We start from the raw sequence: 20,092 nt of genomic DNA, 5'->3' as shown, positions 1-20,092 counted from the left end.
TGCAGAGCCGTACAAATGCTAGCCCAGCGCCAGCATTTGTCGGATTTCATCACCGGTCAGGCCGTTTGCCCTACAGCCGCTTCGGAAGGCGTACGTGGGAAAACCACTGCCGCCAGGAACGTCAAAGCGCCAAATCCGGCCAAAATCAGGTAAAGCCCCACAAAACCATGGCGCGGTTCGACATAGGAAATCAGCGGAATCGCCGTCGCACTGGCACCGAACGATAAACAGTAACGCAGGGCAAATACCCGGGACTGCCATTGCGGCGCGACAAAATTGGCGACCATCGAATCGTTCACCGTCACCTGGCCGAACACCACGAACATGAACGCCGCTCCGAGCGCGATCACCGCCCAGCCATCGACGTAAGCCATGGCATAAAGCAGTGGTGCCTGAAACAGCGTCAGCACCACAAATGGCCATTTCAAACTGACCCGGTGCAGCAATTGCCCGATGCTCAACTGCGCCACCGCACCGAACGCGTACGTCAGGCTCACCACCACACCAAGGGTCTGCGGCGAGGCGAACAGGTCATGCAAGCGCTCCTGAAACAGTTTCGGATAGGTCATGGTGGTGGCGTTGAACACCACGCCGCCGGTGGCCGTGGCCAGTGCCAGCACGCCGAACACCATCACCATCGAAATGCGCTGGCCGCCGGCGCCCTTGAGCGCGCTATGCGGGCGTTTTGGGATCGGCTCCTCACGGACCTGCAAGGCAAAACCGATCCCCAGCACGATGGCCACGGCACCCGGTATCAGGAATGCCGAGCGCCAGCCGAACTGCGCCACCAACAGCCCGGTGATCAGCGCCGAGAACGCCACGCCCAGGTTGCCCCACATGCCGTTGATACCGATCTCTCGCCCTCGATTCTGCGCGTAAGCCACCAGCATCGCCGTGCCGACCGGGTGATAGATCGCGGCAAAAACCCCGACCAGGGTCAGACCGATGACCAGCATCGTCGGGCTGTTGCTGAGGCCAGTGAGGATTGCCGAAACACCGATGCCGAAAAAAAACACCAGCATCATCCGCCGCCGGCTCCAGTGATCGCCCAGCCAGCCAGCCGGTAGCGAACAGGCGCCGAACGCAATGAAACCGCCCAGGGACAGGCCGATCAACGCGGCGTAGTCGAGGGCGAAGGCCTGGGTCATGCCGAGCACAGCGGCGGGAAAAATCAGCATGAACATGTGATCGATCACATGGGCTGCGTTGATGTAGCGAATGACATTTCTGGATTGATTCATCGCGGCACGCTTTCTTGTGGTGAACAGATGAGGGTGAGCACTTATGCTAAGTTGGCGAAAAAGCGCATTCCTGCCATACAAGTCAGCGAACCGGACATGTTGATCAGTCATTTCGAACACGGCCCGGTGAGTGCCTATCCACGGGATTACCTGGACGGCGCACACCAGCCATTGCACCTGCATCGCGAGGCGCAGTTGCTGTATGCGGTGAGCGGTGTCATGCGGGTGGTCACGGCACAAGGTGCGTGGGTGATACCGCCGACCCGCGCGGTGTGGATTCCACCGGAAGTCGGCCATGAAATCTTCATGTCCGGCGATGTGCAGATGCGTTCATTGTTCATCGCGCCCGAACTGTCGCCGGCCAGCCTGCAACACTGTTGCGTGCTGGCGGTGACACCGTTGCTGCGCGAACTGATCCTGCGCGCGGTGCAGGGCCCGCCCCACGCCGGCAACCCACTGATCCAGCAATTGATGCTCGAAGAACTGGCCGGCCTCGAAAACCTGCCGCTGCACATCCCGATGCCAAGCGACCGGCGCCTGCAAAACATTTGCCTGGCGCTGCTGCGCACACCGGATCATCCCAATACCCTGGAAGACTGGGCGCAGCAGGTCGGGGCCAGCTCGCGCACATTGGCGCGGCTGTTCCAGCAACAACTGCAGATGAATTTCAATGCCTGGCGCCAGCAATTGCGCCTGATGGAAGCCCTGCCCCGCCTGCTCGCCGGGGACAGCGTGCAGAGCGTGGCGCGGGATCTGGGTTACGGCAGCGCGCGGGCGTTCAGCGCGATGTTCCGCCGTTTGCTCGGGGACAATCCCCGGGAGTACCTCAACGCCCTGAACCAGCTCAGTTCGATCAATGCATCTCGGTGAACGCGAGTTTCACGCCGATGGCGATCAGCACGGCGCCCATGGTGCGGTCGAACCAGTGTCCCATGCGGGCGAAACCGGCGCGCACACGCTGTTGGCTGAACAACATTGCGACCAGGCAGAACCAGGTGGCGGTGGCGGCGGCCAGATAAATCCCGTAACCGGCTTGCACCGCCAGTGGCGTGTGCGGGTTGATCACCACGGTGAACAGTGACAGGAAGAACAGCGTGGCTTTCGGGTTCAGCCCGTTGGTCACGAAGCCTGAGGTGAAGGCGCCACGGGCGGTGCGTTCGCCGGCCTCTTTGTGCAGATCGTCGGTCACGTTCTTGGCCGGTTGCGCGCGCAGGGCCTTGTAGCCGATGTACAGCAGGTAAGCGGCGGCGGCCCATTTCAAAGCGTTGAACAGCACGATCGATTGGGAAACGATCAGGCCGATGCCCAGCAGCGAATAACCGACGTGCAGGAAAATCGCCGTGCCCACACCCAATGCCGTCCAGGTGCCGGCGCGACGCCCGTGGGTCACGCTCTCGCGCACTACCACGGCAAAGTCCGGGCCGGGGCTGGCGACGGCCAGCAGGTGGATCAGTGCTACGGTCAAGAACTCGGTCCAGTACATGGGGGCTCCTTTCGGCCAAGCGTAACGTTTTGTTTCATCTGGTAGGCTCGGCAGATTACGCCTTCCCTTCAAAGCACAACAGGTACAGTTGATGACGAACGACCACCGCGCCGTATTCCTCGATCACCCTTCCCTGGATCTCGGTGACCTTGACCTCGAGCCGTTGCGCGCCTGCTTCAGCGACCTGCAATTGTTCGCCCAGACACTGCCTGCGCAGGTAGCCGAACGCCTGCAAGGCGCGACTGTGGCCATCAGCAACAAGATCCTGATCGATGCCGCCGCCTTGGCCGCCAACCCACAATTGAAACTGATCCTGATCACCGCCACCGGCACCAACAACATCGATCTGGCCGCCGCCCGTGCCCACGGCATTACCGTGTGCAACTGCCAGGGTTACGGCACACCGTCGGTGGCGCAACACACGATCATGCTGTTGCTCAACCTCGCCACACGGCTGGCGGACTATCAAAAAGCCGTCGGTGAAGGACGCTGGCAGCAAGCGAAACAGTTCTGCCTGCTGGACTACCCGATCGTCGAACTGGAAGGCAAAACCCTCGGCCTGCTCGGGCACGGTGAACTCGGCGGCGCGGTTGCTCGTCTGGCCGAAGCCTTTGGCATGCGCGTGTTGCTGGGGCAGATTCCGGGGCGTCCGGCGCGCCCGGATCGCTTGCCACTGGAGGAACTGCTGCCGCAGATCGACGCCCTCACCCTGCACTGCCCGCTCAATGAACACACCCGGCATTTCATTGGTGTCCGCGAGCTGGCGTCGATGAAACCGGGGGCTTTCGTGGTCAACACCGCCCGTGGCGGGCTGATCGACGAGCAAGCCCTGGCCGATGCACTGCGCAATGGTCATCTGGGCGGTGCGGCGACCGATGTGTTGAGCGTCGAACCGCCGACCCAGGGAAATCCGCTGCTGGCCGCCGACATCCCGCGCCTGATCGTCACCCCGCACAACGCCTGGGGCAGTCGCGAAGCGCGGCAGCGAATCGTCGGCCAACTGGTGGAAAACACCCAGGCGTTCTACAGCGGTAAGGCGCTGCGGGTCGTCAGTTGATAAACTGCGGCACTTTTTTTCACAGGAGCAGTTATGGATCCGCGCAGTGAAGTACTGCTTCGTCAGGTCGAGTTATTCCAGGGTTCGCTGTTGTTGGCCGGCCTGCCCGCCGATGATCTGCTCGGGCGCCTGCCCAATGCTTTCGGTTGGTGCTGGCATGCGGGCGATCAGGCCGCGCTCGATGCACGCTTCGAAGGCCGCAGCCATTTCGGCGTGAATGTGCCGGAGCGCGAGTTCGACAGCGCGGTGGTGTTCCTGCCCAAGTCCAAGGACCTGACCGATTACATTCTCAACGCCGTGGCCTCACGCCTGGCCGGGCGTGAAGTGTTCCTGGTGGGGGAAAAACGCAGCGGCATCGAAGGCGCGTCCAAGCAACTCAACCCGTTCGGCAAGCCGCGCAAGCTCGACAGTGCGCGTCACTGCCAGTTGTGGCAAGTGACGGTGGCCAATGCCCCGCAAGCCAAATCCCTGGAAAGCCTGGCCCAGACTTACGAACTGCCGCTGGCCGAAGGCCCGCTGAAAGTCATCAGCCTGCCGGGCGTGTTCAGCCATGGCCGACTGGATCGCGGCAGTGCCCTGCTACTGGAGCATCTGGACAAGCTGCCGAGCGGTCATCTGCTGGACTTCGGTTGCGGTGCCGGCGTACTTGGCGCGGCGGTCAAACGTCGTTACCCGCACAATCAGGTCACTCTGCTGGACGTTGATGCCTTCGCTGCCGCCAGCAGTCGTCTGACTTTGGCAGCCAACGGTCTGGAAGCCGAGGTACTGACCGGTGACGGCATCGAGGCAGCGCCGATGGGTTTGAACGCGATTCTGAGCAATCCGCCGTTCCATGTCGGTGTTCATACCGACTATTTCGCGACTGAAAACTTGCTGCGAAAAGCGGCCAAACATCTGAAAAACGGCGGCGAACTGCGCCTGGTGGCGAACAGCTTCCTGAAGTATCAGCCATTGATCGAAGAGCATCTGGGCGTGTGTGCAATCAAGGCCGAAGGCAACGGATTCCGGATTTACCGGGCCAAGCGCGGCTGAAAATTAGCACTTGCCGAATGGATTGCGCCTAGGCAGAATCCGCTCCGTCCTAGGGGAGTAGTCTCCCACGAGCGCCAAGCTCGTCCGGCATACGTCAACATACTTGATCCTCAGATCATGGCGTATGCGACCCAAGCGTCCGCAGCAGACGGATCGCAGGGTTTGACAAGACCTATGACACGCACACCTTACCCGGGGCGGGAAGGCTGTACGTGTCATAGCCGTGTCGACCCGCCCCTTAGGAAATCCTGATGCTGGACTCGTTACTCGTTCCCACCGCAATCGTTGCCTTGGCCGAAATCGGCGACAAGACGCAACTGCTCGCGCTGATTCTCGCCGCTCGCTTTCGCAAACCCTGGCCGATCATTGCCGGTATCGTCGCTGCGACCCTGGCCAACCACGCGGCAGCCGGTGCGGTAGGCGCCTGGTTCGGTAGCTTCTTCTCCGATTCGGTCCTGCACTGGATTCTCGCCGCGAGCTTCACCGCCACCGCCCTGTGGACGCTGGTGCCGGACAAGATGGACGACGATGAAGCCAGCACCGCCCGCAAGTTCGGTCCGTTCCTGACTACCCTGATAGCCTTCTTCCTCGCGGAAATCGGCGACAAGACCCAGATCGCCACCGTGATGCTGGCTGCGCAATACCCGGAACTGTGGCTGGTGATCATCGGCACCACGGCGGGCATGCTGATTGCCAACGTGCCGGTGGTTCTGGCGGGTAACTTTGCGGCGGAGAAACTGCCGCTGACCCTGATCCGTCGACTGGCCGCCTCGGCGTTCATGATTCTGGCGATCGTCGCGGTGTACAAGGCGATGCAGAGTAGCGGCTGGGTCTGATCCGGCAGATCGCTCCCACACTCAGTGCGGGAGCGATCATTGCTTCAGGACTTGGGCGCTTTCTCGTACAGCGGCATGACCTTCGGAATCGCCGCCTGCAACGAGGCGATCCGGCTGGAGGATGCCGGGTGCGTGCTCATGAACTCCGGAGGTGCACCTTCGGACGCTTTGCTCATCTTGTTCCACAGGGTGATCGCGGCGTTCGGGTTGTAGCCGGCGCGAGCAGCCAGTTCCAGACCGATCAGGTCGGCCTCGTTCTCGTTGGCGCGGCTGTTGGGCAGCGTCATGCCATAGTTGGCCACGGTATCGGCCAGCGCCAGACTGTCCTGACCCAGACCGAGCAACGCGCCGGCACCCTGCTTGGCCATCTCGATGCCATAGGCCTTGGACATTGCTTCACGACCGTGCTCGCGCAGGGCGTGGGCGATTTCATGACCCATGACCGCGGCGATTTCATCGTCGGTCAGTTTCAGGTTGTCGATCAGCCCGGTGTAGAAAATGATCTTGCCGCCAGGACCGCAGTTGGCGTTGAGCTCGTCACTCTTGATCAGGTTCACTTCCCACTGCCATTGCGCGGCATCCGGACGGAAGTTCGGCGCCTGGGCGATCAAGCGGTTGGCAATCGCCTGAACCCGCTTGGCTTCGTTGCTGGTCTTGTCCAGCACGCCTTTGCTGGACGCCTCGCCAACGGTCTTCTGATAGGACTGGGCATACATCTGGTCGACCTCTTGCGAGGACAGCATGCTGAACATGTATTGCTTGCGTTCCACGCCCACGGCACCGCCGCTGGTGGTGTTGACCGACTGACAACCGGACAGCAACAGCGCTGCGCTCAGTGCACTTACAACCAATGTCTTGTTCATTCAAAAGCTCCCTGAAAACATGCCGCGTATCCTAGGCGGGTAATTGTATCGACGCCAGATACAACGGACGTGTTGCACCCACTTTCAGAAGGCGCCCGCCGGCCATGTAGGAAAAAATTCATATCCGCCGACATGCCCTGCGCATCTGCGTCGCGCACTGCTCCATTTGCGACATCCGCCTTCAATTGCGCGTACTTCACCTCATGGCGCAATAGTGGCTGCCGATACAGCAACGCAGACGTCCTCTTGCGTGCGGAGCTTCCATGAAATTCAAGTCGATCCAGTTTTCCGTGGCCGCCCTGGCCGGCGCCATCGTTCTCAGCGTGGTGGCTGCGCTCGTGCTCTATGCGCTGTTCTCCGGCGCCCGCACTCAAGAGATGGTCCAACAACGGACCCAGGCCCAGTTCGAACAAGTCATCGAACAGCGCCTGACCTCGCTGGCGCAGACCCAGGTCAGCCAGATCCAGCGCGAGCTCGAAGCGCCGCTGCTGATTGCCGGCGGACTGGTGCGGGTCAACGCCCTGCTCGGCACGCCGGGTGCCGATGGCCAGCCGCGACTGACCGTCAGCCGCGAGCAACTGATCAGCCTGATCAAGGAAAACGTCGAGAAGAACCCGAAGATTCTCGGCACCTACATCGGCTGGGAAAAAAACGCACTGGACCACAACGACGCGGCCTACGTCGGCACCAGCGTGGTCGGCATCGACACCGCCAACGGGCGCTTCCTGCCGTGGTGGTTCCGCAACGACGACGGCACTCTGGGCCTGGACAAACTGGTGGACGTCGACGACCAGAAAGTCCTGTCCACCGGCGTGCGCGCCAGCGAGTACTACCTGTGCTCGAAGGAAACCAAAAAATCCTGCGTGATCGATCCGGCGCCGTACAAGGTCGGCGACAAGATCGTCATGCTCGCCTCCTTCATTGAACCGATCATGCTCAACGGCGCCTTCCAGGGCATCGTCGGTGCCGACCTGTCGGTGAACTTCATCCAGGAAATGCTCCTTGGCGCCAACCAGAAACTGTACGGCGGTGCCGGGCAAATGGCCCTGATCGGCGGCAACGGCCGGATCGTCGCCTACACCAAGGACCCGAGCAAATTCGGCGAGAAGGTCAGCGACATTCTCGACGCCCAGCAAATTGCCAACATGGCCAATCTCAAGCGCGGCGAAGTGACCTATTCCGTCAATAAAGAGGCGGGGCGGATCGAGTTGTATCTGCCGTTCGGCATCGGCCAGACCGATGCGCGCTGGACCCTGATGCTGCAACTGCCACTGAATGCGGTGATGGCCGATCTGCAAAAGCTGCAAGGCGACCTCGACGCCCAGCGCAAATCCGACACGTTCGGCATGGCCATGGTCGGCCTGCTCATTGCCGGCCTTGGCCTGCTGGTGATCTGGCTGGTGGGCCACGGCATCGCCCGACCGCTGAAGCAAATGGTCACCATGCTCGATGACATTGCCCAGGGTGAAGGTGACCTGACCCGTCGCTTGAGCAGTGATCGCAAAGACGAACTCGGTTCAATCGCCAAAGGCTTCAATACCTTCCTCGCCAAGCTGCAGGCGATGATCACGCAGGTGGTGTCGTCGGTGCAGAGCGTCAGCGACTCCTCGGAGCACACGGCGGACATCGCGATCCGTACCAATATCGGCATACAGAAGCAGATGGCCGAGATCGATCAGGTCGCCACCGCGGTGCAGGAAATGACCGCCACGGCGCAGGACGTGGCGCGCAACGCGACCCAGGCCGCGCAAGCCGCCAGCCATGCCGATCAGGCCGCCAGCCAGGGCATGCAGATCGTGCGCGACACCTCCAACTCGATCGGTGTGCTGGCCGTCGAAATCGGCAAGGCCGTGGACGTGGTGCAGACGCTGGCCAAAGACAGCGAAAACATCAACGCGATCCTCATCGCCATTCGCGGGATCGCCGAGCAGACCAACCTGTTGGCCCTCAACGCCGCCATCGAAGCCGCCCGTGCCGGTGAGCAGGGTCGCGGTTTCGCGGTGGTGGCCGACGAGGTGCGCAACCTGGCGCAGAAGACCCAGAAGGCCACCGAAGAAATCCAGAGCATGATCCAGCAACTGCAACAGGGCACCCGCGATGTGGTGCGGGTCATGGAAGACAGCCAGAACCGCACCGATGAAAGCGTGCAGCACGCGGCCAAGGCGGCCGAAGCGCTGGAGACCATCACCCAGGCGGTCTCGGTGATCAATGACATGAACACCCAGATCGCCAGCGCCGCCGAGGAACAGAGCGCGGTGGCCGACGACATCAACCGCAACGTGATCAATATTGGTCAGGTGGCGAATGAAGTGGCGGGTGGCGCGGATGAGTCGAGTTCGGCGAGTGCGGATCTGACCAAACTGGCGGAGCAGCAGCGGCGGTTGATCAATCAGTTCAAGGTCTGATCAATCAGGCCGGAGTCAGGCACTCCGGCCCGTTGAGTTTCGGATCATTGACCAGGTTCGCCAGCACCCGCTCGCGCAAGGCGGCGGGTTCGCTGGCGAGCAGGCCTTGAAGAACGTGCAGCGGCGTCTCGGGGTCGAGCCACGCCGCCTGCCCCGCCTCATCAAGAATCAACGGCCGGCGCTGACTGGCCGCTGATTGAGTGATCACTGCGGCGCTCAGCCACACCTGCTCCTGCACCGGATACGCCTCCCAGATCGCCGCAAAAAACAGCGAAGAACCTTCCCCCGGTGTCAGCCAGTACGGCTGCTTGCGCACATTGCCGCGCCATTCGTAGAAACCGTTGGCCGGCAGCAGGCAACGACGCAGGCGCAGGGCCTCACGGAACATCGGCTGTTCGGCCACGGTTTCGGCACGGGCGTGGGCCGGGGTGCGCGACAAATCGGTCAGCCACGGCGGCGTCAGGCCCCAGCGGGCACGGGCCAGGGTGCGCTGGCCATCAGGCTCGGCACGCAGCATCAACACCGAATCATTGGGGGAAATGTTCCACTGCGCCTGCTGATCGGCGGGAAAACCTGGCAGCGCCGCGAAGTCGCGGTTCCAGCGAAACAGAGCATAACGTCCACACATGGGGCAGCACGACTCAAGAATAAAACGAACGCCAGCCTAACAGACCAGCGTACCGGGGAAGCTCTCCGGTTCATCGCCGGGCAGCGGCAGCGCGGCATTGTACGCGCTGATCAGTTCGCGGGCGTATTCAGCCTGATCGTTCTCGACCGAAAGCCCCAGCAGGCCGAAGATCGGCAACTCGCCCGTACCACCGAGCAAATCGCGCCCGACCAGATGCGCCTCGATGCCTTCGCTGGCGAGCATGCCCTTGAGCATTTCGCCTTCCATCAGGTTTTCCGGCTCGTAGATTCGCTGCATGGGCGCACCTCACTCGTTTTCGCTGAACACTTCCAGAAACCAGTCCTGACCATCGACCTGCAACACAAAGGTGATCGGCCGGCAACACACCTGACAGTCTTCGATATAGGTCTGATCACCCGCCGACAGATCCACTGTCGTCTCGACTTCCTCCCCACAGTACGGACATTCATACAGTGCGCTTTCCAGCATCGCGGTCTCCCGGGTGACTTGTGCGTATAATCGCCGGTCTATTTGCAGGGCTATTTTTGTCTGGCTACTTTTTCAGACCGTGCCCCGTTCGTTTTCGATCAAAACCTTTACTTACCCTAGCCGTTTCCAACAAGAGAGCATGATGGGCGAATTCGATGCCATCCGACCTTACGACGACAGCGAAGTACCTGCGGTACTGGCAAGACTGCTCGGCGACAAGGCGTTTCTAGATATCCTCACCCACTTCCGCTTCCCGCGTTTTGCCGGAGCCTTCGGCTGGATGCTCAAACCACTTATAGCCCATCGGCTGCGTCGTGAGTTTGCCGACGTGACGTCGGTGGCGACGTTGCAGGACAAGGTCGAGTTCTACGTCGACCACACCATCGAGCGCGCCACCGATGGCGTGACCTACACCGGTGTCGAGCAATTCAAGTCCGGCAGCGCCTACCTGTTCATCGCCAACCACCGCGACATCGTGATGGACCCGGCCTTCGTCAATTATGCGGTGTACCACGCCGGCCTGCCGACGCCGCGCATCGCGATTGGAGACAACCTGCTGCAAAAGCCTTTCGTCAGCGACCTGATGCGTTTGAACAAAAGCTTCATCGTGCACCGCTCGATCACCGGGCGCCGGGAGAAAATGGCCGCGTACCAGTTGCTGTCGGCCTACATCAACCACTCGATCCGCAACGATTGCGCCTCGATCTGGATCGCCCAGGCCGAAGGACGGGCCAAGGACGGCGACGACCGTACCGAGTCGGCGATCCTCAAGATGTTCCACATGAGCCGCAAGGACGAGCCGTTCGGCGAGGTCATCCAGTCGCTGAACCTGACGCCGGTATCGATCAGCTACGAATACGATCCGTGCGACCAGGCCAAGGCCCGCGAGCTGTACATCCGCGCCACCACCGGTACCTACAGCAAGGCGCCGGGCGAGGATGACGTGAGCATCGCCAAGGGCATCACCGGCTACAAGGGCCGGGTGCACGTGAACTTCGCCGCGCCGATCACCGAGCTGTTCGAAGACACCAAGCAACTGGCGGTCGAGATGGACAAGCAGATTCTCGGCGGCTACCGGTTGTTCCCGGTGCATTACCTGGCGTACGCGCAGTGGGCGGATGCCGATCCGCAGTTGAACGTGCCGAAGGCTGCCGACCTGTTCGGTGCCGAGGAACTGGCCAAGGCCCGGGAGGAATGGCAAAGCCGTCTGGACGCCTGCCCTGAGGAGCATCGTCCGTATCTGGTGCTGCAATATGCGACGCCGGTACGCAATCAGTACCGGGTCAAGGCTGGATTGCCGCTGTAAGCGGTTTCGAGCACATACAAGAACGGCGCCTTCGGGCGCCGTTTTTCGTTCAGTAGCGAGTACTGATCCAGGAAATCAGTAACGCCAACCCCAGACAGGCGAAGCCGAAACGATAGAAAAACCGGTTCATGCGCAGGGTCGCCCAGTCCAGCACCGGTTCTTGATCCGGCCGACTCTGGCGCTGGGCCGCGATACTGGCCATCGCCCGTTGTTCACGACGACGGGTCGCGTGCAACAGCCAACTGCCCGGGAAGGCCAACAGCAGGGCCAACAGGTTGATCAGTTTGGCGGGATGGGCGGTAAACAGCGTCATCAAGTGCATCACAGACCTCAATCTAGACCGGAATGGCGAACGCCAGACCGACGACCGCGGCGCGGATTCTACCGAAACCCTCCCTTGGTGCCCTACCCTTTGCGACAAATAACCCATCAATCGACCGATGGCTGTCCTGTGTCACGGCATCGTCATTTTTTTCGGTCACCCTGCGCGCCTCGAAACGTAAACGGAATGCGACATGCTTCACGCTGAAAACCAGGATCGCCTGTACCTCATCTCCCCGTCCGACGAACAACAGACCCTCGTCGGTAGCCTGGCCTTCAATGTTCAGGACCGCCACTGGCTGGTTTACTGCGCCCTCGGCGGACACCAGCATGCGGACTTGCCCGAGACCGATCTGCTGACCGGCGTCAGCGTCCTCGACTTCTATTCGCAAGCCGCTTGAATGAAAAAAGCCCGGGGCCATCACTGGCTCCGGGCTTTTTCACATCTGGCGCATGCCTTATTCGGCGAGGATCTGGCCGATGCTCGGGTCCTTGAACAGACGGGTCAGCGCATCGCTCAGCACATCGCTGACCAGTTTGGTGTTGGTTTCCTGGTTCGGCGCCATGCCGAAACGCTGATCCAGCGAGGCACCGTAACGGCCGCTGTAGCGACGGTTGCCGCTCTGCACGTCGGAGCGGAATGTCGCGCCGATGGTGGCCTCGGTCACGTACATGCCTTCTTTCGGCGACTGGTATTTCAGCTCAGTCAGGGTCACGGTCAGTTGTGGAGCGTTCATCGCGCCGTTGGACGGGGTGAAGCCCAGCAGACGCACGGCCGCTTCGGCCTGGGCCTGCAACTTCGGCAGGATCTGCTCACGCTGCACAGTGATGGCGCTGGTTTCCGGGTACAGGCCGCCACGGGTGCCGAGGGTTGGCGACGGACGACCGTCCACTACGCGAACCACGACAGGCTGGCCATGGCCGACCGGTGCCAGCTGAGTGGTCAGCTTCGGTTCCGGGCTCAGTTGTTGCGGGCTGTGGGCGCAGCCAACCAGGGTCAAACTGGTCACAGTGATCAAACCGAACAACAGGCGTTGCAACATGCTCTTCTCTCCAGAATCAGGCACAGACAGGCCCGCAGTATAGCGGTGGGCCACTGCGGGTCACCAGCACTGAAATCTCTGACAAACCCCGGTGCACGCGGTTCCTGTCACAGATTGTTCACCGCCCTTACATGTTCGCTTCACGGTCTTTTGACAATCTTCGTCACAGATCTCCAGAAGGAACATAAACCATGCGCTATCTGATCTCGTTGTTCGCTCCACGTCCGCTGCACCGCAGCTTCGCCCTGCTCGACCACAATGGCCATTGCCAGGCTTTCAAACAGTGCAGCCTGCAGCCAATGGGTGACGGCTGGGTCGAAATCGAGGAAATCCGCCTCAACTGGTTGCACCAGCCTCTGCCGGCCAGCGCCCGGGTCGAACAGCACCGCCCTCGCGCAAGGGCCCAGGCGATGTTGAGCATCTGACCGGATGCCTAATAAAAGTCATTAAACTCGACCAACTCCCCGCATTTCTTCGATACAATCTCCCCCCGATTATAAGGACGTCTCCTGATCGGGCCCCGCAACAGCGTCAATGCGCTTGCATTGGCATCAAAATCGCCCACAGAGAGCCGCCCACACAGATCGAGTGAAGCTGGCGTGCTTGCTGTTTCCCTGGCAATTCCCCGCTTTTCGCGAATCTGCAGAGCTGTCATGACGCTCGGTCACTGAGTTGTTTGCCCGTTTTGCCTGCCCATGTATCGCGTGGCGGCAATCCTTCCGGGCAAGGTGCCAGGCCCGGACAGCCCTTTTTGAGGTTCACGTCTTCAAAAGAGCGTGAAAAAAACGGGTTTTCACAACTTCACAAGAGTGTGGCGAGCAAATGAATAGTTTTGCGTCTGAACATGCACCATTAGCGTCTGAAACAGCCCAACGACACAGGAACGGGTACGCCTCGAAGACCGGAGCCTGAAGCCTGTCCGCTACGGATTTGGTTGCACAAACGGATGTCTCGACCATAAGTCGAATTGCCAGCCACGTGCTGAAATGAGTTCATGTGACTCTTGAAGCCAGGCCGCACGCATCCGTCGAAGTTGCGAAAAATTGCGAAGATTCGGACATGGCAAACCTGGCCATGGGTTCCTGGGGCGCAACTGACCTGCCTCGGATACCTGGCAGCCATGCCGACAATTTGGTGCTGCAGATTTTGGAGACGCGTTAAATGGCGCATAACGAAGCAGTCGACGTAGTTCTGGTTGGGGCCGGCATCATGAGTGCCACCCTTGCAGTCCTGCTCAAAGAGCTCGACCCGGCGATCAAGCTGGAAGTCGTCGAGCTGATGGATTCCGGTGCCGCGGAGAGTTCCAACCCGTGGAACAACGCCGGTACCGGCCACGCCGGCCTGTGCGAGCTGAACTATACGCCGCAGGCTGCCGACGGCACCGTCGACATCAAGAAAGCCGTGCACATCAACACCCAGTTCGAGGTGTCGAAGCAGTTCTGGTCGTACCTGACCAAGAAAGGCACCTTTGGATCGTGCAAATCCTTCATCAGCCCGGTGCCGCACCTGAGCTACGTCGAAGGCGAAAAAGGCGTTTCGTTCCTCAAGGAACGCTTCAACACGCTGCACAAGCATCACGCCTTCGCCGACATGGAATACACCGAAGACAAGGCGAAGATGGCCGAGTGGATGCCATTGATGATGCCGGGTCGTCCAAAAGACCAGGTGCTCGCCGCCACCCGCGTGATCAACGGCACCGACGTCAACTTCGGCGCACTGACCAATCAGTTGCTCAAGCACCTGACCAGCGCTCCGGATGCCCAGGTCAAATACTGCAAACGCGTGACCGGCCTCAAGCGTAACGCCAATGGCTGGACCGTCAGCATCAAGGACGTCAACAGCGGCAGCAGCCGTGAAGTCGACGCCAAATTCGTGTTCCTCGGCGCCGGTGGCGCAGCCCTGCCGCTGCTACAGGCCTCGGGCATCGAAGAGAGCAAAGGTTTCGGCGGCTTCCCGATCAGCGGCCAGTGGCTGCGTTGCGACAACCCGGAAGTGGTCAAGCATCACCAGGCCAAGGTTTACAGCCAGGCTGCCGTGGGTTCGCCACCGATGTCCGTGCCGCACCTGGACACCCGCGTGGTCGACGGCAAGAAGTCGCTGCTGTTTGGGCCATACGCAGGTTTCACCACCAAGTTCCTCAAGCACGGCTCCTTCATGGACCTGCCGATGTCGGTTCGCGCCGGCAACATCGGCCCGATGCTGGCCGTGGCGAAAAACAACATGGACCTGACCAAGTACCTGGTCAGCGAAGTGATGCAGTCGATGGAACAGCGTCTGGAATCCCTGCGTCGTTTCTACCCCGAGGCGAAAGCCGAAGACTGGCGCCTGGAAGTGGCCGGCCAACGGGTGCAAATCATCAAGAAAGACCCGAAAAAGGGTGGCATCCTGCAGTTCGGTACCGAACTGGTGGCCGCAAAGGACGGATCCCTCGCTGCCCTGCTCGGCGCTTCGCCAGGCGCTTCGGTGACCGTTTCGATCATGCTGGAACTGATCGAGAAATGCTTCCCGGCCAAGGCCAAGGGTGAGTGGGCTGCCAAACTGGCGGAAATCTTCCCGGCCCGTGAAAAGGTCCTGGAGACCGACGCTGCGCTGTACCGCAAGATCAACGCGCAGAACAACGTCGCGCTGGAACTGGTCGAAGCCAGTAACGAGACCGAAAGCTACGCCTGATTCGGCTCCATGAAAAACGCCCCGCACTCGGTGAGTGCGGGGCGTTTTTTTATGCCTCGGGAAAACCGCGAGCTATCAGCCGCGTGCTTTCTCGATCAACTCGATGTATTCCGCAGCGTTACGCTGATCGCGGATCTGGTCGACGAAGGTCTTGCCGTGCTCGTCCTTGCCATCCAGGTCATAACCGGCTGCAACGAAGAACGTCAGGAAACGCTCGAAATCGTCGATGCGCAGGCCACGGTAAGCCTTGACCAGTTTGTGCAGCGACGGCGAGGTGGCGTCGACCGGCTCAAAATCGAGGAACAGCTTGATCTGCTCATCGCCGATCTCGTCACCAATCACTTGTTTCTTATCTTTACGCATTGCCGACTCCAGCTCGCAGACATTTCACGGGGCGGGCAGTTTACCCCCGCCCGGGCACGGGGCTCAACGCGCACGCGTACTGCCGGTGTGCAGATCGGCCCAGATGTGGCCGTTCGCGTAGCTGAGGAATTGCACGTACACGGTGTCATTACGCAGCAGATCGATAATCACCCGGTATTGGGCCAGCGGATAGAACAGGGTCAGGGTCTTGTGCTTGTCGTCGTACACCGGCTTTTTCAGGCTTTTGCTTTCGCCATCGAAGCTGACCAGCACCTGATTGATCGTCGCGCCCTTGTTCAAGGGTTTGCCCTTCAGGCGGATCATCAATGGCGATGTCACCGGAATCGGCTGCTGGTTGGACTGGCGCTGGGCGCCGACCACCACGGAATAATCGGTGACCTGCAACAGTTGCTGCTGCTCGGGTTCGGCATCGCGCAGGGTCAGGTCGTCGGGCGGCAGGAATTGACTGTGCATCGGGGCGGCGGCCAGGGGCAGGCTGAGGGTCAGCAACAGGGCGGCGCAGCTGCGGATCAAGAGGCTCATGACAGGCTCCGGAGGGCGGGGCCGAGCACTTTAGCAGTCTTTAAAAGCAAAAGATCGCAGCCTGAGGCTGCGATCTTTAAGGGGACGCTTACATGCCTTTGACGGCGAAGATCCCGTTGGCGTTGCGCCAGTAGCCTTTGTAGTCCATGCCATAACCGAAGATGTAACGGTCGACGCACGGCAGGCCGACGAAATCGGCTTTCAGGTCAGAACGGGCCTTGCGGTCGTGGTCCTTGTCGATCAGCACGGCGGTGTGCACCTTGCGCGCGCCAGCATGTTTGCAGAAGTCGATGATCGCGCCCAGGGTGTGACCTTCGTCGAGAATGTCGTCGATGATCAGCACGTCACGGTCGATGAACGAGACTTCCGGCTTGGCTTTCCAGAACAGGTCGCCGCCGCTGGTTTCGTTGCGATAGCGGGTGGCGTGCAGGTAGGACGCCTCCAGCGGGAACTGCAGATGGGTCAGCAGCTTGCCGGAGAAAATCAGCCCGCCGTTCATCACACAGAACACCACCGGGTTGCTCTCGGCCAGTTGTTCGTTGATTTGTGCACCGACGCGGGCAATGGCAGCCTCGACTTCAGCTTCGGTGTACAGGCAGTCAGCCTCTCGCATGACTTGACGGATATGCTCGAGATCAGCGGACATGGCGCTCTCCAAGGGGGGTCTGTTTCGGAAAAGCGGGCAAAGGTACGCATCCCGCACGGCCGAATCAAGCATTTGTGGACTAACGTACTGTATGTCCTATAGGACATCACCCTCGGATAGATTAATCTAGGCCGGTTTTTTTGCCCGCCGCCGGAGCCTTTCCCCATGTCCATCCAAGAGATCCGCCATCCGCTGATCCGTCACAAACTTGGCCTTATGCGCCGTGCAGACATCAGCACCAAGAATTTCCGCGAGCTCGCTCAGGAAGTCGGTGCCCTGTTGACCTATGAAGCTACCAAAGACCTGCCGCTGGAAACCTACGATATCGAAGGTTGGTGCGGCACGGTGTCGGTCGAGAAAATCGCCGGCAAGAAGATTACCGTCGTGCCGATCCTGCGTGCCGGCATCGGCATGCTAGAAGGCGTGCTGAGCCTGATCCCGGGTGCCAAGGTCAGCGCCGTCGGCGTTGCCCGTAACGAAGAAACCCTGCAGGCCCATACCTATCTGGAAAAACTGGTTCCGGAAATCGACGAACGCCTGGCGATGATCATCGACCCGATGCTCGCCACCGGCAGCTCCATGGTTGCGACCATCGACCTGCTGAAGAAGGCCGGTTGCAAGGACATCCGCGCGATGGTGCTGGTTGCCGCGCCGGAAGGCATCGCCGCTGTCGAGAAAGCTCACCCGGACGTGATCATCTACACCGCGTCCATCGATCAGAAACTCAACGAGCACGGTTACATCATTCCTGGGCTTGGCGATGCCGGTGACAAGATCTTCGGCACCAAGCAGAAGGATGCTTGACCATGCAGGATGAGTTCAACGATCCGCTCTGGCGCACGGTGCTGTCCGGCGCGCAGATGCTGTTCGTGGCTTTCGGCGCCCTGGTGCTGATGCCGCTGATCACGGGCCTTGACCCGAACGTGGCACTGTTCACCGCAGGTCTTGGGACGATTCTGTTCCAGATCGTCACCGGGCGTCAGGTACCGGTGTTCCTCGCGTCGAGCTTTGCCTTCATCACCCCGATCATTCTCGCCAAGGGCCAGTTCGGCCTCGCTGCGACCATGGGCGGCGTGATGGCGGCCGGTTTCGTCTACACCTTCCTGGGCCTGGCCGTGAAGATCAAAGGCACCGGGTTCATCGACCGTCTGCTGCCGCCGGTGGTGATTGGTCCGGTGATCATCTCCATTGGCCTGGCCATGGCGCCGATTGCCGCGAACATGGCGATGGGCAAGGCCGGTGACGGATCGGAGCTGATCCATTACCAGACCGCGATGATGATCTCGATGCCAGCGCTGCTGACCACGTTGATCGTGGCGGTTTTCGGCAAAGGCATTTTCCGTCTGGTGCCGATCATCTCCGGCGTACTGGTGGGTTTCGCCATGTCGTTCTATTTCGGTGTCGTCGACACCGCGAAGATTGCGGTGGCCCCGTGGTTTGCACTGCCTCATTTCACCGCGCCGGAGTTCAACTGGCAGGCGATCCTGTTCATCGTCCCGGTGGCCCTGGCACCGGCCATCGAACACATCGGCGGCGTGATTGCAGTCGGCAGCGTGACCGGTCGCGACTACCTGAAAAAGCCGGGCCTGCATCGCACCCTGCTCGGTGACGGTATCGCTACCACGGCTGCCGGTCTGTTCGGCGGCCCGCCCAACACCACCTACGCCGAAGTGACTGGCGCGGTGATGCTGACCAAGAACTACAACCCGAAAATCATGACCTGGGCGGCGATCTTCGCCATCGCCCTGGCGTTCATCGGCAAGTTCGGCGCCCTGCTGCAAAGCATTCCGGTGCCGGTGATGGGCGGGATTCTGTGCCTGTTGTTCGGTTCGATTGCAGCGGTGGGGATGAACACCCTGATCCGTCACAAGATCGACCTGGGCGAGGCGCGCAATCTGGTGATCGTTTCAGTGACTCTGGTGTTCGGTATCGGCGGTGTGCTGGTCGGCACCGGCACAGGTCCGGACGACTTCGGCCTCAAAGGCATCGCGCTGTGCGCGGTGGTGGCGATTGCGCTGAACCTGATCCTGCCGGGCAACGACAGTTGGAAACACAAGAAGGCGGATGAGCCGCTGCTCTAAGCCTTGAGCGTTGATCGTTCCCACGTTGCGTGGGAACGATCATGTTTTCAGAGGGCCAACGGCGCCCGCTCACACAACGTCGCCAACGCCTTCGCCCATTGCAGGTCATCGTTCAGGCACGGCACCAGCACCAACTCCTCCCCTCCCGCCTCGCGGAACTGTTCCTTGCCGCGATCGCCGATCTCTTCCAGGGTCTCGATGCAATCGGCAACAAACGCCGGGCACATCACCAGAACCTTCTTCACGCCGCTCCTGGCCAGTTCATCCAGCCGCGCTTCGGTGTAGGGTTCGATCCATTTCGCCCGGCCCAGCCGCGACTGAAACGACACCGACCACTTGCCGTCCGGCAGCCCCGTACGCTCAGCAAACAACGCCGCCGTGCGCAGGCATTGGGCGCGATAACAGGTGGCCAGGACGGCAGCCGAAGCGTTCCTGCAGCAATCTTCATTCTTGAAGCAATGATTGCCGGTCGGGTCGAGCTTGGTCAGATGCCGCTCCGGCAAACCGTGGAAGCTCAGCAACAGATGATCGTAATCCTGCTGCAAGTGCGGCCGGGCATTCGCCACCAGGGCATCGAGGTATTCCGGTTGATCGTAGAACGGCTGCAACACCGACAGTTGCAGATCGAGTTTCTTCTCGCGCACCACACGCTTGGCTTCTTCGATCACCGTAGTGGTGGTGCTGTCGGCGAACTGTGGATAAAGCGGTGCGAGCGTAATGCGCTTATGCCCTGCTGCCACCAGTTTGAGCAGCGCCGATTCGATCGACGGCTGCCCGTAACGCATGGCCAGTTCCACCGGGCCGTGGGTCCACTGTGACGTCATCTGCTGCTGCAGGCGACGGCTGAGCACCACCAGTGGCGAACCCTCCTCCCACCAGATCGACGCATAGGCGTGGGCCGACTGCTCGGGACGCTTGATCAGGATCAGCGATACCAGCAGACGCCGCACCGGCCACGGCAGGTCGATCACGTACGGGTCCATCAGAAATTGATTGAGGTAGCTGCGCACGTCGGCCACCGAAGTGGAAGCCGGCGAACCCAGGTTGACCAGAAGCAAGGCGTGATCGGTCATGCAACGTCCTAT

General features: G+C 60.7%; 23 protein-coding genes, 1 pseudogene and 1 riboswitch. Of the genes and pseudogenes, 12 read left to right on the top strand and 12 right to left on the bottom strand.

Translation table 11 applies throughout. The features are described from left to right. Positions 1-56: 56 nt before the first annotated feature. Positions 57-1,241, bottom strand: a complete 1,185-nt coding sequence (locus tag CAF87_RS26700; RefSeq protein WP_085733651.1) for an MFS transporter — start codon at positions 1,239-1,241, stop codon at positions 57-59. Positions 1,242-1,337: 96 nt separating this feature from the next. On the opposite strand from CAF87_RS26700, the gene CAF87_RS26695 reads away from it, so the two are divergent. Further along, the gene (locus tag CAF87_RS26695) at positions 1,338-2,111 is read left to right on the top strand and encodes a helix-turn-helix domain-containing protein (RefSeq protein WP_085733650.1); all 774 of its coding nucleotides are present in this window, start codon (positions 1,338-1,340) and stop codon (positions 2,109-2,111) included. Here the strand turns inward: CAF87_RS26695 and CAF87_RS26690 are convergent. Beyond that, positions 2,095-2,724, bottom strand: coding sequence for a LysE family translocator (locus CAF87_RS26690; protein WP_085733649.1), 630 nt, complete (start codon positions 2,722-2,724; stop codon positions 2,095-2,097). The genes CAF87_RS26695 and CAF87_RS26690 overlap by 17 nt on opposite strands. Before the next feature lie 91 nt (positions 2,725-2,815). Between CAF87_RS26690 and CAF87_RS26685 the strand changes: the two genes are divergently transcribed. The 3 genes from CAF87_RS26685 to CAF87_RS26675 all read left to right on the top strand — a co-directional run bounded on the left by CAF87_RS26685 (position 2,816) and on the right by CAF87_RS26675 (position 5,649). Then, positions 2,816-3,781, top strand: coding sequence for a 2-hydroxyacid dehydrogenase (locus tag CAF87_RS26685; protein ID WP_085733648.1), 966 nt, complete (start codon positions 2,816-2,818; stop codon positions 3,779-3,781). Between the two features lie 33 nt (positions 3,782-3,814). Further along, positions 3,815-4,813: a class I SAM-dependent methyltransferase gene (locus CAF87_RS26680; RefSeq protein ID WP_085733647.1), complete on the top strand. Its 999-nt coding sequence runs from the start codon at positions 3,815-3,817 to the stop codon at positions 4,811-4,813. Between the two features lie 40 nt (positions 4,814-4,853). Then, positions 4,854-4,976: riboswitch (yybP-ykoY riboswitch) on the top strand. Positions 4,977-5,064: 88 nt separating this feature from the next. Next, the gene (locus tag CAF87_RS26675) at positions 5,065-5,649 is read left to right on the top strand and encodes a TMEM165/GDT1 family protein (RefSeq protein WP_085733646.1); all 585 of its coding nucleotides are present in this window, start codon (positions 5,065-5,067) and stop codon (positions 5,647-5,649) included. A 44-nt stretch (positions 5,650-5,693) separates the two neighbouring features. On the opposite strand, the gene CAF87_RS26670 is transcribed toward CAF87_RS26675, so the two are convergent. Then, positions 5,694-6,512: a M48 family metallopeptidase gene (locus CAF87_RS26670; RefSeq protein WP_085733645.1), complete on the bottom strand. Its 819-nt coding sequence runs from the start codon at positions 6,510-6,512 to the stop codon at positions 5,694-5,696. A 263-nt stretch (positions 6,513-6,775) separates the two neighbouring features. Here CAF87_RS26670 and CAF87_RS29820 point away from each other — a divergent pair. Further along, positions 6,776-8,062, top strand: a pseudogene (locus CAF87_RS29820) (HAMP domain-containing protein); the annotation flags it as partial. 12 nt (positions 8,063-8,074) lie between these two features. Beyond that, positions 8,075-8,917, top strand: coding sequence for a methyl-accepting chemotaxis protein (locus CAF87_RS29815; RefSeq protein ID WP_371850996.1), 843 nt, complete (start codon positions 8,075-8,077; stop codon positions 8,915-8,917). 4 nt (positions 8,918-8,921) lie between these two features. On the opposite strand, the gene CAF87_RS26660 is transcribed toward CAF87_RS29815, so the two are convergent. Genes CAF87_RS26660 through CAF87_RS26650 form a run of 3 tightly spaced genes read right to left on the bottom strand, consistent with a single transcriptional unit; the run spans position 8,922 to position 10,034 of the window. Beyond that, positions 8,922-9,545 carry an SOS response-associated peptidase gene (locus CAF87_RS26660; RefSeq protein WP_085733643.1) on the bottom strand — a complete coding sequence of 208 codons (624 nt, stop codon included), beginning with the start codon at positions 9,543-9,545 and terminating at the stop codon, positions 8,922-8,924. Between the two features lie 36 nt (positions 9,546-9,581). Next, positions 9,582-9,842: a putative signal transducing protein gene (locus CAF87_RS26655; protein WP_085709319.1), complete on the bottom strand. Its 261-nt coding sequence runs from the start codon at positions 9,840-9,842 to the stop codon at positions 9,582-9,584. 9 nt (positions 9,843-9,851) lie between these two features. After that, a complete protein-coding gene (locus CAF87_RS26650) occupies positions 9,852-10,034 on the bottom strand; it encodes a CPXCG motif-containing cysteine-rich protein (RefSeq protein WP_085709318.1) in 183 nt (60 codons plus the stop codon). A gap of 139 nt (positions 10,035-10,173) precedes the next feature. Between CAF87_RS26650 and CAF87_RS26645 the strand changes: the two genes are divergently transcribed. Further along, complete coding sequence (locus CAF87_RS26645) at positions 10,174-11,340, top strand: 1-acyl-sn-glycerol-3-phosphate acyltransferase (RefSeq protein ID WP_085733642.1); 1,167 nt, start codon at positions 10,174-10,176, stop codon at positions 11,338-11,340. A 49-nt stretch (positions 11,341-11,389) separates the two neighbouring features. Here CAF87_RS26645 and CAF87_RS26640 read toward each other — a convergent pair whose 3' ends face one another. Further along, entirely contained in the window at positions 11,390-11,662 is a 273-nt protein-coding gene (locus CAF87_RS26640; protein WP_085733641.1) for a hypothetical protein, read from the bottom strand. A gap of 193 nt (positions 11,663-11,855) precedes the next feature. Between CAF87_RS26640 and CAF87_RS26635 the strand changes: the two genes are divergently transcribed. Then, positions 11,856-12,062 (top strand): hypothetical protein, encoded by a 207-nt coding sequence (locus tag CAF87_RS26635; protein WP_039766399.1) that lies wholly within the window; start codon positions 11,856-11,858, stop codon positions 12,060-12,062. Between the two features lie 57 nt (positions 12,063-12,119). Here CAF87_RS26635 and CAF87_RS26630 read toward each other — a convergent pair whose 3' ends face one another. Then, positions 12,120-12,704, bottom strand: a complete 585-nt coding sequence (locus CAF87_RS26630; RefSeq protein WP_085684758.1) for a YajG family lipoprotein — start codon at positions 12,702-12,704, stop codon at positions 12,120-12,122. A 191-nt stretch (positions 12,705-12,895) separates the two neighbouring features. On the opposite strand from CAF87_RS26630, the gene CAF87_RS26625 reads away from it, so the two are divergent. After that, positions 12,896-13,129, top strand: a complete 234-nt coding sequence (locus tag CAF87_RS26625) for a hypothetical protein (RefSeq protein WP_085733640.1) — start codon at positions 12,896-12,898, stop codon at positions 13,127-13,129. A 736-nt stretch (positions 13,130-13,865) separates the two neighbouring features. Then, positions 13,866-15,374, top strand: a complete 1,509-nt coding sequence (gene mqo, locus CAF87_RS26620) for a malate dehydrogenase (quinone) (RefSeq protein WP_085733639.1) — start codon at positions 13,866-13,868, stop codon at positions 15,372-15,374. A 75-nt stretch (positions 15,375-15,449) separates the two neighbouring features. Here mqo and CAF87_RS26615 read toward each other — a convergent pair whose 3' ends face one another. The 3 genes from CAF87_RS26615 to CAF87_RS26605 form a co-directional block, all read right to left on the bottom strand. Continuing rightward, on the bottom strand, positions 15,450-15,737 hold the full coding sequence (locus CAF87_RS26615) for a PA4642 family protein (protein WP_085700871.1): 288 nt from the start codon (positions 15,735-15,737) through the stop codon (positions 15,450-15,452). Positions 15,738-15,800: 63 nt separating this feature from the next. Further along, entirely contained in the window at positions 15,801-16,280 is a 480-nt protein-coding gene (locus tag CAF87_RS26610) for a hypothetical protein (RefSeq protein WP_085733638.1), read from the bottom strand. Between the two features lie 88 nt (positions 16,281-16,368). Beyond that, the gene (locus CAF87_RS26605) at positions 16,369-16,926 is read right to left on the bottom strand and encodes a hypoxanthine-guanine phosphoribosyltransferase (RefSeq protein WP_085733637.1); all 558 of its coding nucleotides are present in this window, start codon (positions 16,924-16,926) and stop codon (positions 16,369-16,371) included. 165 nt (positions 16,927-17,091) lie between these two features. Here CAF87_RS26605 and upp point away from each other — a divergent pair, with 165 nt between their 5' ends. After that, positions 17,092-17,730 (top strand): uracil phosphoribosyltransferase, encoded by a 639-nt coding sequence (gene upp / locus CAF87_RS26600; protein WP_007951682.1) that lies wholly within the window; start codon positions 17,092-17,094, stop codon positions 17,728-17,730. 2 nt (positions 17,731-17,732) lie between these two features. Next, complete coding sequence (locus tag CAF87_RS26595; protein ID WP_085733636.1) at positions 17,733-19,007, top strand: uracil-xanthine permease family protein; 1,275 nt, start codon at positions 17,733-17,735, stop codon at positions 19,005-19,007. A 47-nt stretch (positions 19,008-19,054) separates the two neighbouring features. Here the strand turns inward: CAF87_RS26595 and hemH are convergent, their stop codons facing one another. Further along, on the bottom strand, positions 19,055-20,080 hold the full coding sequence (gene hemH, locus CAF87_RS26590) for a ferrochelatase (protein WP_085733635.1): 1,026 nt from the start codon (positions 20,078-20,080) through the stop codon (positions 19,055-19,057). Between the last annotated feature and the right edge of the window lie 12 nt (positions 20,081-20,092).

This window comes from Pseudomonas sp. R38(2017), assembly GCF_002112395.1.
Classification (GTDB): Bacteria; Pseudomonadota; Gammaproteobacteria; order Pseudomonadales; family Pseudomonadaceae; genus Aquipseudomonas.
The sequence above is the reverse complement of the archived record's forward strand: the minus strand, read 5'-3'. Positions and strand labels throughout refer to the sequence as shown.